Source organism: Nocardiopsis sp. CNR-923 (assembly GCF_001942255.1).
Taxonomy (GTDB): domain Bacteria; phylum Actinomycetota; class Actinomycetes; order Streptosporangiales; family Streptosporangiaceae; genus Nocardiopsis.
This window is the reverse complement of record NZ_MKKC01000093.1, coordinates 25,838-40,754: the sequence shown is the minus strand read 5'-3', so window position 1 is coordinate 40,754 and position 14,917 is coordinate 25,838. Positions and strand designations below refer to the sequence as shown.

General features: G+C 71.4%; 13 protein-coding genes and 2 pseudogenes. 11 read left to right on the top strand and 4 right to left on the bottom strand.

Features of this window, described 5'->3' with window-relative positions:
* A pseudogene (locus tag BJF83_RS16210) lies at positions 1–581 on the bottom strand (RNA-guided endonuclease TnpB family protein); the annotation flags it as partial.
* Between the two features lie 19 nt (positions 582–600).
* Here BJF83_RS16210 and tnpA point away from each other — a divergent pair.
* Positions 601–1,062 carry an IS200/IS605 family transposase gene (gene tnpA, locus BJF83_RS16205; protein ID WP_075926945.1) on the top strand — a complete coding sequence of 154 codons (462 nt, stop codon included), beginning with the start codon at positions 601–603 and terminating at the stop codon, positions 1,060–1,062.
* 95 nt (positions 1,063–1,157) lie between these two features.
* Here the strand turns inward: tnpA and BJF83_RS16200 are convergent, their stop codons facing one another.
* Complete coding sequence (locus BJF83_RS16200; RefSeq protein ID WP_083678555.1) at positions 1,158–1,781, bottom strand: DedA family protein; 624 nt, start codon at positions 1,779–1,781, stop codon at positions 1,158–1,160.
* Positions 1,782–1,911: 130 nt separating this feature from the next.
* Positions 1,912–3,005: pseudogene (gene mnmA, locus BJF83_RS16195) on the bottom strand (tRNA 2-thiouridine(34) synthase MnmA).
* A gap of 158 nt (positions 3,006–3,163) precedes the next feature.
* Here mnmA and BJF83_RS16190 point away from each other — a divergent pair.
* The 5 genes from BJF83_RS16190 to BJF83_RS29360 all read left to right on the top strand — a co-directional run bounded on the left by BJF83_RS16190 (position 3,164) and on the right by BJF83_RS29360 (position 8,233).
* On the top strand, positions 3,164–4,333 hold the full coding sequence (locus BJF83_RS16190; protein ID WP_075926944.1) for a DUF695 domain-containing protein: 1,170 nt from the start codon (positions 3,164–3,166) through the stop codon (positions 4,331–4,333).
* 408 nt (positions 4,334–4,741) lie between these two features.
* Entirely contained in the window at positions 4,742–5,017 is a 276-nt protein-coding gene (locus BJF83_RS29365) for a hypothetical protein (RefSeq protein ID WP_262391600.1), read from the top strand.
* The gene (locus BJF83_RS16185) at positions 5,014–5,703 is read left to right on the top strand and encodes a hypothetical protein (protein ID WP_262391599.1); all 690 of its coding nucleotides are present in this window, start codon (positions 5,014–5,016) and stop codon (positions 5,701–5,703) included. Before BJF83_RS29365 ends, BJF83_RS16185 begins: the two co-directional genes overlap by 4 nt.
* Before the next feature lie 146 nt (positions 5,704–5,849).
* Positions 5,850–6,305: a histidine phosphatase family protein gene (locus tag BJF83_RS16180; protein ID WP_262391598.1), complete on the top strand. Its 456-nt coding sequence runs from the start codon at positions 5,850–5,852 to the stop codon at positions 6,303–6,305.
* 869 nt (positions 6,306–7,174) lie between these two features.
* A complete protein-coding gene (locus BJF83_RS29360) occupies positions 7,175–8,233 on the top strand; it encodes a hypothetical protein (RefSeq protein WP_262391597.1) in 1,059 nt (352 codons plus the stop codon).
* Here BJF83_RS29360 and BJF83_RS16170 read toward each other — a convergent pair.
* Positions 8,196–10,337 carry a tetratricopeptide repeat protein gene (locus tag BJF83_RS16170; RefSeq protein ID WP_075926943.1) on the bottom strand — a complete coding sequence of 714 codons (2,142 nt, stop codon included), beginning with the start codon at positions 10,335–10,337 and terminating at the stop codon, positions 8,196–8,198. The genes BJF83_RS29360 and BJF83_RS16170 overlap by 38 nt on opposite strands.
* Positions 10,338–10,702: 365 nt before the next feature.
* On the opposite strand from BJF83_RS16170, the gene BJF83_RS16165 reads away from it, so the two are divergent.
* The 5 genes from BJF83_RS16165 to BJF83_RS16145 all read left to right on the top strand — a co-directional run bounded on the left by BJF83_RS16165 (position 10,703) and on the right by BJF83_RS16145 (position 14,866).
* On the top strand, positions 10,703–11,050 hold the full coding sequence (locus BJF83_RS16165; protein ID WP_143831917.1) for a hypothetical protein: 348 nt from the start codon (positions 10,703–10,705) through the stop codon (positions 11,048–11,050).
* Between the two features lie 16 nt (positions 11,051–11,066).
* The gene (locus BJF83_RS16160) at positions 11,067–11,441 is read left to right on the top strand and encodes a DUF6507 family protein (RefSeq protein WP_075926941.1); all 375 of its coding nucleotides are present in this window, start codon (positions 11,067–11,069) and stop codon (positions 11,439–11,441) included.
* A gap of 29 nt (positions 11,442–11,470) precedes the next feature.
* Entirely contained in the window at positions 11,471–11,854 is a 384-nt protein-coding gene (locus BJF83_RS16155; RefSeq protein WP_075926940.1) for a hypothetical protein, read from the top strand.
* 129 nt (positions 11,855–11,983) lie between these two features.
* Positions 11,984–14,518, top strand: coding sequence for a hypothetical protein (locus BJF83_RS16150; protein WP_075926939.1), 2,535 nt, complete (start codon positions 11,984–11,986; stop codon positions 14,516–14,518).
* 21 nt (positions 14,519–14,539) lie between these two features.
* Positions 14,540–14,866, top strand: coding sequence for a toxin-antitoxin system YwqK family antitoxin (locus BJF83_RS16145; protein ID WP_075926938.1), 327 nt, complete (start codon positions 14,540–14,542; stop codon positions 14,864–14,866).
* Positions 14,867–14,917 lie beyond the last annotated feature (51 nt).

Genomic DNA, 14,917 nt, shown 5'->3' with positions numbered 1-14,917 from the left:
ACACCCAGGAATCCCTCCGGGTCATACTCCTCGTCGTCGGGCACGGTGAGCGTGACGGACAGGAACCACACCCCGTCCCGATACAGCAGGTCCGACTCTCCGCGCTTGTGCTCGCCCAAGGCCTTAGCCGCATCAGGTGAGCAAGCGAAGGGCACGTCCTTCAACCGTCCCCGGACAGTCCACAACGAGATCGTGCGGGCGTCCACACAGAAGGAAAGGTTCCTCTGGTCGTAGGGCTGTGCGGCGTCCGACCGGAAGACGATCGGTTTTTCCCCGACGCGCTTGCGCCGCTTCGACCCGGGTTTTCCATAGTTCCCGGCCTTCAGGTTGGCCTTGAACGTCGTGTAGGCGTCGGCGACCTTCTTGACGACATGCTGTGCCGCTTGGGATCCGACACCGGCCGCGCGCACGTCGGCGTAGACGAGCTTGCGCAGCGCGTAGTTGCGGTGGGCACCTTCGCTGTGGGCGATCCGGGAAACACGGTTGGCCTGCTCGTTGACCGTGTGCAGGGTTGCCTCAAGCGCCGCCGCCTGTTCGGGCGAAGGCGTGAGTTTGAGCTGCACGACGATCGTGGACACCACCGCATCGTAGCATTGATCTATGTCACCGCGATGGGAACCAGACCCCGACGTACGCAGGGGAAGAAGCGTCGTCTATACCCTCCACGCACACTTGGTCTTCACACCGAAGTACCGCCGGGGTGTGTTCGACGAGGCCATGCTCACCCGATGCGAGGAGATCATGCGCGAGGTGTGTGCCGACTTCGGGGCGCAGCTGCGCGAGTTCAACGGCGGGACCGACCACGTCCACCTGTTGGTGCACTACCCGCCCAAGGTCGCGTTGTCTCGCCTGGTCGGCTCGCTCAAGGGTGTGTCCGCTCGCAGGCTTGGTCAGGAGTTCACCGGACGCATCAACCGTGCCCGCGTGCACGGACACTTCTGGTCGCCGTCCTACTTCGTCGGCTCGTGTGGTGGGGCGCCGCTGTCGATCGTGCGGGAGTACATCGAGAACCAGAAACGTCCCGGTCCCGGTGTTCCAGGGATCGAGCGGCGCTCTACCTAGTCTTGGGGGCGATTCCTCCCGGGGCTGAAGCCCCGGGGTTCCTCGCTAAGACACGCTGAGCGGGCCGACCTGGCGGATACTCGACTTCGGGGGCGTCAGGCGACCCCGTCGGGAGGTCGTAGCTGCCCCGTATCCGACCCTAGATGACGATCCCTACCCCGCGCCACCGGTTCGCGACGGTCTGTGGACGGCTGGCGGGGACGAACCGCCCGAGGCGGCCGGGGAAGCGACCGGCGCCCCCTCGGCCCCGAGCGCTCGCGTCGTCGCGACCGCCACACCATGCCCACGACGACGGCGACCGCCAGCGCCGTCACCCCGACCGCCGCCCACGGGGAGTCCAGGAAGAGCGCCCACCAGGCGCCGACCACGCCCGAGAACACCACCGACCACAGGGCGGCCCAGATCAGCGATCCGAGGAACATCGCGACGAGGTAGCGTCCGAACCTCATGCGCATCGCTCCGGCCGCGAGGTTGACGGCGGTCTGCACACCCACGGTGAGGAAACTCAGGGTGACGACCGGGGCGCCGAACCGGTCGATGCGCTCACGCGCGGTCTCCAGGCGCGGGCCGAGGCGCCTGCCCATCCGGCTACGGGACACGCCCTCGCCCAGCCCCCGGCCGATCCAGTACGTGGCCTGGACCCGCAGCAGGATCACACCGAGCAGCGTGAAGTAGACGATCCAGAAGGGCTGCCCCTCCAGGAAACCGAACTCAGGCATGGACCAGGCCCCCTCATCTCGCCGCCACTATGCTATGCCTTACCTAACTTCAGCAAGAGGGGCGGCGGCTCCGACGCGGGTGTTCCCAGCAACAGTCCAGGTCAGACATGTGCTGACGCCAGGACGCCGGTCACGCGTGCGCCGACGACCCGGTCCCGCCGGCCCCGACCTCCCGCGCCCGCGCGGTCGCCGAGATCGTGGCGACCCGAGCACGGTGTCGCCGTCGTAGACCACCACGGCCTGCCCCGGCGCCACGCCCGTGGCGGGCTCCGCCAACCGCACCCGCAGTTCGGGCCCGTCCGCACCGTCGCGCTGCACGACGCTGGCCGGGTACACCTCCCCGTGGGCGCGCAACTGCACGTGGCAGTCGGTCGGCTCGGTCAGCGGCTCGGAGCCGCTCCACACCGGACGCGCACCGGTGATCCGGTCGACGCGCAGCGCGTCGCGCGGACCCACCGTGACAGTGTTGTCCACCGGTTCGATGGACAACACGTAGCGCGGATGCGGGGCGCCGCCCAGTCCCAGGCCCTTGCGCTGACCCACGGTGAACGCGTGCGCCCCGTCGTGCGCGCCGACGACGTTGCCGTCCTCGTCCTGGATCGGCCCCGGCCTGGCGCCCAGCCGCCGGTTGAGGAACCCGGCCGTGTCACCGTCGGCGATGAAGCAGATGTCGTGGCTGTCCGGCTTGTCCGCCACCGACAGGCCCCGCCGCTCCGCCTCGGCCCGCACCTGCTCCTTGGTGCAGTCGCCCAGCGGGAACATCGCGTGCTCGACCTGTTCGGCGGTGAGCACGCCCAGGACGTAGGACTGGTCCTTGGCCTGGTCGACGCTGCGGACCAGGCGCCCGTCGACCTTGCGCACGTGGTGCCCGGTGGCCACGGCGTCGAAGCCCAACGCGATCGCCCGGTCCAGCACCGCCTCGAACTTGATCTTCTCGTTGCACCGCAGGCACGGGTTGGGTGTGTGGCCCGCTTCGTACTCGGCGACGAAGTCCGCCACGACCTCCCGGTCGAACTCCTCGGACATGTCCCACACGTAGAACGGGATGCCGATGACGTCGGCGGCGCGCCGGGCGTCGTGGGAGTCCTCGACCGTGCAACAGCCCCGCGCCCCCGTGCGGTAGGACTGCGGGTTCTTGGAGAGCGCCAGATGAACGCCGGTGACGTCGTGGCCGGCCTCGGCCACCCGGGCCGCGGCGACCGCGGAGTCGACTCCGCCGGACATGGCTGCCAGTACACGCAAAGTCATAGTGCCGTCCAGCGTATGCGGCGCGCGGGGGTCGCGGCCACGAGGATTGCGCCACTCCTGGCCGCCCGCCGCAGACGCCCCGGACCACGCCCCGCGCGGCGAGGGTGGTCGCCGGGCTCTGCGAAAATCGGAGCATGGCTCTGTTCCGTCGTCGCCGCTCCGCCGACTCCACCACCGCCGTCACCGCGTTCTGGGACGCCTGGCCCGAGGTGCGCGCACCGCTGGCCACCGCCGTGGAGTCCGGCCAACCGGCCCCGGCCGAGGTGGCCGACCGCGTCACAGCCCTGGTCAAGGGCATCCACCCCGACCTCGACTGGGAGGTGGGGCGCCCACCGGAGCGGAAGGGCGGCGACGTCGAGGACCTCGACCTGTCCCCGGACGTCGACCCGAGCGCCCTCCTCGAACAGCTCGCCGCGCTGGACGACCCCTCCAGGCTCACCGGCGGCCCCACCCACGCCCTCACCCTGCGCCCCGGCGCCTCCGACGACGCGCGGATCATGTCCGAGCGCTGGGCCCGCTCCGCTCCCTCCGACGACCAGTGGGTCTTCCAGCCCGTCCGCCCCGCCGACCACGAGAAGCTCACGTCCGTCCTGACCTGGGACGACCACGAGCTCGACCTCTCGCACGTGTCGGTGTCACTGCGCGTGAACCAGTCGACGGGCAAGATCGAGGTCGGCGTCTACCACCCCGACAACATGTTCCTGCCCGACGACGTGCGTCGCGGTGTGGCCGAGCACGTCGCCCTGCTCGCCCTGGGCGAGGACGACGTGGTCCGCTGGATCGGCGCGGCCACGTCGCTGGACCAACCGCCGCTGGACCCGCTTCCGCCCACCTCGATGCCCTCAGTGGCCCGCCAGATGGCCGAGCTGCTCGGCGGCGCCAACGGCTGGGTCACCCTGGAAGGGGCCCACCCGCTGTTCGGCGCGGTACGGATCCTCATCCGTCACCCGCTGACCCGCCGCGACTTCCCCGCGCTCTCCCTCTACGTCCAGGTGGTCGTCCCGTTCACCGCCATGGACGCCGAGAAACGCCCGATCGAGGCCTCCGAGGCGGCCCTGGGCGACCTTGAGGCCCGTCTGGAGGGCGTACTGGGCCACGACGGCGCGCTGTTCGCCCAGAAGACCGAGCGCGGCGAGCGCCACTACCACTACTACCTGGACCCGGAGTCAGGCGTCCTGCCCGAGTTCGAGGCCCAGCTGGTCGACTGGCCCGAGGGGAAGGTCAAGCTCCGCAGCGAGCTCGACCCGGACTGGGCGTGGTTCAACGCCTTCCGCCGCCAGTACCGCCGCGAACTGGGCTCCTAGCCAGGTTCCTTGGGCCCTGCGCTTGGTTTCGGACCGGGTTCGGGCGCCCCGAGGGCAGGGCTCCCTCATCCTCGGCGGCGCCCGTCGCCCGTTCCTCACCGCTCCGCTCGCCGCGCCCACCCGTCTCCCACCACCACCCTCGACGGACGCCCACGGCGCGGTCACGCCCTCACGAACCCCGCCGGCACCCGAGCGACACCCCGGGTGACCGTTCCGGGTACAGGCACGGGCGCGGGACGTGTCCCGGACCCCGCGCGGCACCGGACGGGACGCCGCGGCCGGTGACCGTGGGACCGGAATCGATCCCCGGTGCCGCGTGTCAAGCCCGAACCGGACGTTGCACATCTGGTGTCCAGGCCTGAACAGGCGTAGCGTGATCTCACCGCCAGGAGGATGATCCGGGTTGCCATGGACGGGGTTCTGACACGGTCACCCAGGATCCGGCCGCGCGGATCCGCGGTCGGGCCGGTGCTCGCCCTGTGCCTGGTCGGTTCGCCGCTGATGTCCCTGTTCCCGCTCGGCGTCTGGGAGGCGGCCCGCGCACTGGCGATCAGCGGCGCGGTCCAGTGGGTGCTGCTGTTCGCCCCGGTCATCGTCGGCGTCATCCTCCTGATGATGTGGCTGGCCACCCGCTGGTTGGAGGAGGCTGGCGCGCACCACCCCACCTCGCGGCCGCACTGGTGACCGCGACCGCCATGGCCACGCCGGTGGTCGTGGGGTACCTGGCTCCGGCGTTCACCCCGTTTCCCGGGGGCCTCGCCGTCAACGTCGCCCTCCTCACCGCGGCGATCACCACCGCGGCCCTGGGCACGTGCGTCCTGGTGGACCGGCTCCCGTACGCGTGGCCGCCCGGCCCTCTGCCCGCCGTGGCGGTGGTCCTGGCGGCTCTGGTGTCGCTGCCGCCGGCCTCGGAGGTCATGCGGGCGTGGGCGACCGAGGAGCGCTCACGCGACCAGATCACCGACTTCGCGCACACGATCGCCGTCCTCGACCACCCGGACTGGTCCGTCGCCCGCGTCCACGAGGTCAGCGACGCCCTGCGCCTCACCTACCGCCGCGCGGACGGCGCGACGGTCCACGTGCACTCCTGGGGCGGGTCGAACGCGCTCGACCCGCACGGCGACGGCGTCCGCACGGGCTGCGACTTCCCCGGCGTGAGCTGCCGGGAGACCGACGGGGCGGTCCTGGTGGACCGGGGCCCGGACTCCCCCGACGAGCTACGCGTCCTCCTCGACGACGGAACGGTCGTCAGCCTGACGTCGCCGCCGGGCTCCCCCACCGGCCTGGAGCACCTGGCTCCCTCCCTACGCCAGGAAGCTCCCGGTGAGCGCCGCGCCCTGATCGAGTCCGTCAGTCACCCCACGATGTGAACGCGGGCCCCGGTCCGCCCCCGGGGGGTCCCGGCCCGGTTTCGCCGTTCCGCCGCGCGGACGGTCACTCTGTGCGACGATCACCACCATGGGTGAGAAGACACGCCGAGTCGCGCTCCTGCGCCACTCCACGGCCAGCTGGTCCCATGACTCCGACCACGACGCCCGCTGTCCGACCGCGGCGCGAACAGGCCCCCGCCTCGGGTCGCTGGCTGGCGAGGAACGGGCTCGGCTTCGACCTGGTGCTGAGTTCGACCGCCGTCCGCTGTCAGGAGACCTGGACCCTCGTCGGCCGCGAACTGCCCGCCCCCCGCAGGACCTCCTACGACGAGCGGCTCTACGAGGCCACGCCCTCCGACCTGGTCACCCTCCTCCAGGAGGTCGACGACGACGTGGACGACCTCCTCATCGTCGGCCACAACCCCGGCCTCCACTGGCTCGCCGACACCCTGACCGGTGAGGCCGAGGGCGACCTGCTGGCCCAGCTCAACGTCTCCGGTTTCCCCGCCAGCGCGGTCGCCCTCCTGACCCTCGACGCGCCGTGGAGCGGCGTGGAGCACGGGGTCGGCCGCCTCGTCGCCTACTGGGCGCCGCCGTCCTGACCGGTTCCCGCCCCGGCCCGCTCCTGCCTCGACCGTCCCCGCGAACCGACCATTACCCTGGTTCGGCACGGCTCCCGAGAGCAGGAGCGACCGTTGACGCCTTGCCACACCCCTTGCCGCCCCTCCACCGGCGCCGATGACGCGCCCTGCCCCTGGGAGACGCTGGGCAGCGCCGTACGTCCGCGCCAGCTGCGGCCCCGACACCCACCGGTGGGAGACGTTCGCGGACGCGGTCCCCGTGCTGGCGATGGCACGCACCTACACGTCGGCGGTCCGGGTCCTGGAGAGCCTGGCGGTGTTCCGCGGCGACGACCGCGTTCGGATCGTCTTCGCCCTCAGCGACAGCACGGCGTTCACGCCGGGACCCGGGAACTCCTGGACTCCCACGGCGTGTCCGTCGTGCCCTGGGAGGTGCGCCACTGCGTCCGGCCCCGCCTGGTGGTCACGGCCTCCGAGAACGTGGACCTCACCGGTTACACGTGCCCGGTGGTGGTCCTGCCGCACGGCATCGGCTTCCAGAAGTACGTGCCCGACCACCGCACCGGTGATCGCCGCGTCTCCGGACTGCCCCGGTCCGAGTCCCACGACGCGGGCAACGTCCACCTGGTGCTCTCCCACCCCTCCCAGCTCGCACAGCTGCGCGCGGAGAGCGGATCGCTCGCCGACCGCGCCCACGTCGTCGGCGACCCGGCGCGGGACCGGCTCGTCGCCGCCGGCGCCTGCGCCACCACTACCGCGCCCGGCTCCGGGTCACACCCGGCCAGCGGCTGGTCCTGCTCACCTCCACCTGGGGGCCGCAGGGGCTCCTGGGCACCCGGCCCGGGCTGCCCGCCGGCCTGCTGGGCGCCCTCCCCCACGACGGCTACCGCGTGGCCGCCGTCCTGCACCCCAACGTGTGGTTCGCGCACAGCCCCTGGTCCGTGCGCCGCACTCTGGCCGACGCCCTCGACTCGGGCCTCCTGCTCATCCCGCCGGACGCCGGGTGGGGCGCCGCCGTGGTCGCCGCCGACTGCGTCATCGGCGATCACGGCAGCGTCACGATGTACGGGGCCGCCCTGGGTCTGCCCGTCCTGCTGGGCGCGTTCGGTGAGGAGTCCGTCCCGGGCACGGCCGCCGCGGAACTGGCGCGTACCGCGCCGCGTCTGACCGACACGGGGTTGCGCGAACAGGTGGAGGCCGCGATCGACGCGCACTGCCCGACCCGGCACCGCCGGGCGGCCGACCTCGCCTTCGCCCACCCGGGGCAGGGCGGTCGCAGAATGGCCGCGTTCCTGTACGGGCGGCTGGGCCTGCGCCCCCGCGAGGACGACGGTACCGACCGGGCGCTCCCGGTTCCGGTCCCCGACGCGGCCGGCGACCCGCCGCGCGCCTTCGAGGTGTACGGGTGGCTGGAGGGCGACCGGGAGATCGCCTTGGAACGCTTCCCCGCCGCGACGCGCCGAACCCCGGTTCCGGGTCCCGGGACCGTCCGCCACCTGTCCGCGTTCGAGACCGAGGCGAGGAACTCGCTCGTCACCTCGGCGTCGGTCGTGTGCCGGGACACCGACGCCCACACCGACGCGCGTGCCTGGGCCGAGGAGGTCCTGGAACTCCTGCCCGGCGCTCTGATGGCGGCGGCCGACACCGGAGCGGACACCCCCGGCACCCCCGGCACGGTAGCGGCTCCAGAGGCCGCCGAGAACCCGGCGAACGCCGGGAACGGCGTTGCCTCCACTCTCGTGACGATCCGCGACGGCCGACGGTTCACGGTCCGCCCAGGTTCACCGCTCGACACCGTGCTGGCGGCGGCCGCGGTCTACACGCTCCTCCGTGCGTCCGAACGGATCACGGGGGCGTGCAAGGTCCGTGTCGGCTCGGTCCCCGTCGACGTCAAGATCGAGGCGGAACCCGTCACCCCTCCGGGGACTCCTCCTCCAGCAGCCCCGTGACCTCGCCGGCCCGCGGGCTGCCCACCCGGTCGTAGAGATCCCGGGCGATCTCCAGATGCCGACGCCGGTCACCGGTCGCGCCGAGCGACCCCAGAACCTCGGCGAGCCGGTGGTGGGCCTCCGCCTCGTAGTACCCCAGGTCCTCTCCGGAGCGTTTCCGGTGTTCCCGGAACCCCTCCAGCGCGTCGTTCAGGGCCGTCACCGCCGCGCGGTCGTGGCCCGCCTCCGCGTGGGCGCGGCCCAGCATGACGCGGGCGCGCGCCGCCATCCGGTGGTCGGGGCCCTCGGGCAACGCGAGCAGGTCCGACAGTGCGGTCGCGATGTCCGCGGCGGCGTCCTGCGGCCGTCCCGCCGAGATCAGGGCGCCGCCCCGGAACAGGAGCGCGAGCGCGGAGCCGCGCACGGCGCGGGGATCGTCGCTGGCCCGGTTGTGGCGGAGGGAGCGGTCGAAGGCGGCCACCGCCGCGTCCGGATCGACACCCTCCAGGAAGCGGCCGTGGAACTCCCACACGGATCCGCGCAGGAGCTCGTCGTCCACGTCCTGCGCCAACTCCACCGCGCGGGTGATCCGCGCCCGTGCCTCCTCGTCGCGGCCCAGGTCACGGAGCGGTCGCGACACCAGCGCTGACAGTCGGGCCTCGGCGGCGGCGTTCCCCGCCATCCTGGCGGCGTCGGCCCCGGCGGTCCCGGTCGCGACCCAGTCGTGCACGTGGCGTTCACCGAGGTAGAGAGCGCAGGCCAGCTCGGCGAACCGCCAGGTGTGCTCGTACATCCGCAGGTCCAGGCAGCCCAGAACCACGGCCATCAGCGTCGGGCGTTCCCGGGACAGCCACCGGCTCGCGGCGGTCCGGTCTCCGTGGAAGGGGTCCTCAGCTCCGTCCAGCAGTGCGTCCAGGTCGACCACGCGCAGGCGCTCACCCCGGACGAGCCGCTCGGCGAACCCGAGCACGACCATGGCGGCGTCGAGCATCCGCCGCAACCGGTCGGCGCGAACCTCCGCGCCGTCCTCGGCCTCCGCGCGGTCGCGGGCATGCGTCCGGATCAGCGCGTGACGGAACCGCAGGGCGCCGCGCTCGCCGGTCTCGACGAGGTTGGCCGCGACCAGCTCGTCGAGACGCGCCTCGTCCGCCACCGCCAACGCGACGGAGCGGTCGAAGGCCGCCCCGGGCCACGTGCCCAGGGTCCGGTACAGGACGGCGGCCCCGTCGGACAGTTCCGCGTACGCAGACTGGAAGATCACGTCGAGGTTGCTCCGTTCGTCACCCACCGCCCGCAGTACTCCTCCCGGTCCGCGCACCCGGTCGGCCAGCTCGCGGGCGCTGCCCGGACCGCCCCGGTCGAGCCGAGCCCCGACCAGGACCAGTGCCAGCGGCAGTCCCGCGCACACCGCCAGGAGGTGGTCGACGTCCTCGGTGTCCTCGTCGGTCAGGTCGAAGTCGACCAGACGTTGGAGGAGGGTCCGCGCGACCGGGGCGTCGAGCGGCTCCAGGTCGCGCAGGCGTGCGCGGGCCGCGATCGTCAGTTCTCCCAGATCGGGGCCGTCTCCCGAGGCCAGGACGAGGCTGCCGGGGCCGCTGGGGATCAGCGCACGGATCTGGGCGGGCTCCCAGGCGCCCTCGACCACGACGAGGAGGCGTCGGCCCCGGGTGTGCGTGCGGTACGCGCCCGGCCAGTCCCTCGGATCCGGGGACAGGGCCTCGCTGGCGACGCCCAGCGATCGGAGGAACTGGGCGAGCGCGGCGTCGCTGTCCTCGCGTGCGCCGCGCTCGTACTCGTAGGTGAGCTGGCCGCCGGTGAAGTAGGCGCTGGTGGCGTAGGCGACCTGGTGCAGCAGGGAGGTCTTGCCGATACCGAGCGGTCCCTGGCAGACCACCACCCTCGGCGGGGCGTCCGGGTCCATGAGGCCGCTGATCCACTCGATCGTGGCCTCGTGGTTGACGAAGTCCGGCGGTGGCGGCGGGACCTGCATCGGCGGCGCGGCGGGGTCGCGCCCGCCGACGTGCTGGTGAAACTCCACGTGCCGCGCCTGGACCACCGTGGAGTCGCGGGCGCCTCCGTGGACAGCGTTGTGCGTCCCGCCGCGCTCGGGGGTGTTGGCGCTCATACGTCTCCTGCGTGGGGGTGGAGATCCGGACCGACGGCTCTCACCGTACGGGAAAGCGCGGGGGCGGTCACGGCGGGCCGCGCGGCGCGGCCGGGAGCGGGCGCACGCCCGACGCGCCAGGGGCGTGTCCGGAAGTGGTCACGTTCCCGCCCCGCACCACAACGCACGGTGCTGACCTGGTTCGACGTTCCCGAAGCCGCCGCACCACGGCTCTCGTGCGGCTGACCCGTACGGAAAATGTCCCCAAAACCTGACAAAATCAGCACGTCGCCTACAGACAGTTCCTCGTCCGACGCGCGACGTCGCCGCTCGGAACAGGCCAGGCGACACACCCAGTACCCGAACGGCGACGAATCAGGGAGAAGGTGGAAGTGAAGTTCGACGTCGTCTCCTTCGACCACGGCGAGGATCCCGCCACCCCGGCGCCGCGATCGACGGCATCCGGTGAGGGCTCCGCAGAGGACGCGGAGGGCGGGCTCCCCGCGCTCCCACCCGACGTACGGATGCGACGGGCCGTCGCGCACCTGCGGACCCGCTCCGGCGCCGACCTGGCCCGGGTCCGCTCAGCCCTGAACCAGCTCCACCACACCGTCGAGGCCGCCCGAGCCCAGGACTCCCACGGCACCGGCACGACCGACCAGCCGCCGCCCCCAGGCTTTCGCCCCGAGGCCTTCGCGCCCGCACGTCCGACTGACCCGGCCACCACCGTCTGAGCAGGAGGCCCCACCCTTGTCCAGCTGGGACATCACTCCCCAGGACGTCGGCTCCGTCCTGTCCGCCACCGCGGCCCACCTCGGTGAGGAGGGTGGCGCCGACGGCCTGCTCGGGGAGATCGAACGTCTGGAGACCGACATCACCCTCACCAGCGGCCACATCAACAGCGCCCCGATCAGCATCGCCCTGGGCGAGTTCGCCGAACACTACTTCGGCCTCATGGGCGACATGCTCAGCCTGACCGCCAACGCGCTGGAACAGACCAGCGAGGCCACCGCCGCCTACGTCGAGGGCAACCGGGAGATGGCCCTGGAGTCCCAGCGCAACGCCGGTGTCGTCCCCGAACCGGAGAACACCCCTCCCCCGCCCGGCAACGCGCGAGCGGTCTGACCGCCCCGCCTCCCAGCCAAGGACGCCCCGTGCCCCCAGCCGACAGTCCCGCCGCCGGTCCCCCGCCGTCCATCGAAGAGCAGACCGGCATGCTCACCGACGGCGACGGCAAGATCAGCCCCGCCACGTTCCCGGTGCCCACGCCCTCACCCGGTCACATCGAGACCCTCGCCTCCAGGCTGCGCACGTCCGGCGGAGCCGTCAGCGACGTCGGCCACGACATCAACTCCTCTTGGGGCGGCCTGACGGGCTGCTACCAGGCGCCGGAGGCCGCGGAGCTCTACACCGTGCTGAACCCGGTCGCACCGACGGGGACACCGTCTCGGCAGCCTGAACGGCGCCGCCAGCGCGCTGGAGGACTTCGCCGACGCGCTCAGCGGCATCCAGTCGCGCTGGGCGAGGCTGCGCGCTGAGGCGACTGAGTTCCGGAACCGGATCGACGCCGAGGGCGACGACTGGAGGGAAGCCGAGGGGATCAAGGGCTTCTTCGGCATCGGGGAGAGCCCCAACGTCGCCGAGAACCAGGCTACGTCGACCGGGGCATGGCCCTCGTCGAGGAGTACGCCGAGGCCGAACGCGACTGTGCCAACCGGATCAACGCCGGGATCCCCGGCCGCACCCGGTTCGCCGCCATGCCCGGGAGCGGCCACCTCGACCCGGACGTCTTCTACCACGGCTACGAACAGGACCTGTCGGACCTGGCCACCGCGTGGGGCGTGGAGGCGGCCACCACCGACGAGCACTGGTGGGTGGACGTGGGCGCCGCCGTGGGCGACTGGGCCGTGGGCGCGGCCGAGGGCCTGGGCGCCATGGTCGGCGCGCACAGCTCCGAGGGCTGGTTCCAGATGTCCTGGGGCGACGCCCTGTGGGAGAACTGGGAGAGCAGCGCCCAGTCGGTGGCGTCGCTGGTGGGGATGTACGACGCCGAGTCCGACGACTGGGGCTGGTCCGGCTGGGGCGCCGTGGGGTCGGCGTGGAGGGACGCGGCGCACGCGGTGGTGCCGTGGGAGGAGTGGGGCGAACGGCCCGGCTACGTGATCGGCACCGCCTTTCTCAACATCGGCGTCACGGCCGTGGGCGCGGCCCTGTCGGCGACGGGCGTGGGCGCGGCGGTGGGCGTGCCGCTGATGGCCTGGCGGGGCGCGGCGGTCATCAGCCGCATGGGCGACTCCCGTGTCCCGGACGTGGGCCTGCCCGACACGGACGCGCCCGGCGTCAGCGTCAACCTCAACCTGCCGAACTTCGCCGGGGGTTCACGGGAACTGTTCCGGATCGACACATCCAGATTCGACCTGGGCGGGCTGAGCCGGGAGCGCCTGGCCGAGGCCCAAGGAGCGGTGGAGCGGCTGACCGCCCGGTTCGGCGGTGGCGGCGCGGAGTCCGCAGACTCTCCCCACCACCGTCGAGCGGTGCCCGAGGATCCGACCACGCAGGACCTCGCCGACGTGGTGACGGTCCAGGACGTGCTCGACCCGACCTCTCCGGAGGCCGCACGGCTTCGGAGGCAGTACGAGGGCGACTTCCTGGAGAACGACGTCCGCTCCGACGGCGCCCCGGGCAGCTGGGAGGCTGCGCAGCACAGCGACACGGACGGGCCGGAGGCCGATGGCGCGCGGGTGCCAGCGGGTGTGGGCGGTCGCGGCGACGACACGCTGACCGCGTCGAGGAACACCCCCAGCCCGACCGCGAACCACCGGGTGGACCTCACCGGCATCGGCGACCGCGGGCACGACGGCGACGGCTCCCCGGACAGGGATCCGGATATCAGCAACGGTCGGCACGACGCACGACTCCAGGATGAGAACTCCCCTGCCCGCAACCATGCCGATGGCACAGACCCCAGTCCTTCCTTGGCCGGGGGCGACACTCCCCTCTCTGAATCCACGCAGACCAGAGAGCAGCCCCCCACGGATCCGAATTCTGAACCGAGAACCGACGACCCTCACCCACCCGAAGGATCTGTGCCGCTGAACGGCCCCGAGTCGATCACCGAGAGTCGGTGGCCAAGCCCAGCCGATGACCACACCGACGTTTCCACCTCTGAGGATTCCCCAGCAATGCCTGGGCTCCAGGACGTGGAGCCGGTATCTCGGAGATACAGCGGGGTACCGCTCGAACCCATCCCCGAACCGGGCAGGGACCCGTGGATATCCGACGACGACTGGAGTCCTGATCTGCCGGAGGACAGCATGACTCCAGAGGGGCGGGATCCTGATCCGGCCAATACACCGGTGGCCGGGGGCGGCCAGGAGCGGCAGGGAATGCTGACGCCTGTGGACACGGACCGCGGGCAGATCTTCGAGAAGATCGACCGCAGCCGGGTCACCCTCGATTCCAACGGACGAATCCGAACCATCGACGACAAGCCCGCCGGACAGTACATGGCAGAGCTCCTCGACCTGCGCGTCGAACAAACGAAGAACCAGGTATTGGACAAGGGGGCCCACGCCACAAAGGGCGGCCTCGGAAAGAATGGCGCCATCACGTCCTTGGTTCTCGACCGACGGACCGGGATCATCGTCGAGGGTGTCAACGGCAGGCGTGACAGCACGATCCCTGACGAATTGGTTCATCCGGTCCTGCAGGAGCGGCTGGATGCGCTCCAGGCTGGCGGACCCTATCCTCTCCACCAGAACGGGAAGCCCTGGAGGCTTGCTCCCACACGCATGGACGACGACCCACTACGCCATGCCGAGGTCAAGGCGGTCAACGAGCTTCTCTGGCGACGTGGCGCTGACGCGGACGCTCGGCGATCGAGGATTTCCAGCTGGACAATCGCTTCATATACCGGAGGGAGGGGGAGGACCACCGGGCTCCATGCTGCCCGAACTGTGGGGACATGGTCGGAGACGCCAAGAACCCCACGGCAGGACGCAAGACCGACCCAGTCCAGGGGTTGTGGGACGGGACTGTCGACTACGACGACGAGGACGAGGGTCTGCGTTCCACTACAGACGGGAGTTCACCCACTCCCTCTGCAAGTCAGGCGCACGGGGAGAGCGGGGCACCGGAGGGAGTGGATGAACCGCCAGCGGCGAGCCCCGACGGAGACGGGCGCTAGGCCCCTCCTACGATGACAGCAGGGAGAGCGAAGGTTCATGAGGGCCGACGAAGACGATCTTGATTACGACCCCGACAACTACATCACCCTTCTCAACGGCGAACCCTTCACAGGAGAGGGTGTGGAGACGGACGCCGATGGCAACATCCTGACACTGAGCAACTATGTCGATGGCCACGAAGACGGTGCACAGCGCGAATGGTACTCCGACGGTACGCGCCGGTCCGAAGGGATTGTCGAGAACGGCCACCCAGTGGGCGAATGGAAACAATGGCACACCAACGGACAACTCGCACAAATTAAGACATTCGGCGACCATGGAAAACTTCTGTCACACCAGCGCTGGACGCGAACGGGACCCTGACCAAGGACAAGATCTACCCGGCCAAGCCACCGACCAGTTACTGATCTTTGA

Coding starts and splice junctions, on each gene's coding strand:
- BJF83_RS16200 (WP_083678555.1), bottom strand. CDS start 1,781: ATGCCTGAGTTCGGTTTCCTGGAGGGGCAGCCCTTCTGGATCGTCTAC.
- BJF83_RS16190 (WP_075926944.1), top strand. CDS start 3,164: ATGGCTCTGTTCCGTCGTCGCCGCTCCGCCGACTCCACCACCGCCGTC.
- BJF83_RS16170 (WP_075926943.1), bottom strand. CDS start 10,337: ATGAGCGCCAACACCCCCGAGCGCGGCGGGACGCACAACGCTGTCCAC.
- tnpA (WP_075926945.1), top strand. CDS start 601: ATGTCACCGCGATGGGAACCAGACCCCGACGTACGCAGGGGAAGAAGC.
- BJF83_RS16180 (WP_262391598.1), top strand. CDS start 5,850: ATGACTCCGACCACGACGCCCGCTGTCCGACCGCGGCGCGAACAGGCC.
- BJF83_RS16145 (WP_075926938.1), top strand. CDS start 14,540: ATGAGGGCCGACGAAGACGATCTTGATTACGACCCCGACAACTACATC.
- BJF83_RS29365 (WP_262391600.1), top strand. CDS start 4,742: ATGGACGGGGTTCTGACACGGTCACCCAGGATCCGGCCGCGCGGATCC.
- BJF83_RS16150 (WP_075926939.1), top strand. CDS start 11,984: ATGGCCCTCGTCGAGGAGTACGCCGAGGCCGAACGCGACTGTGCCAAC.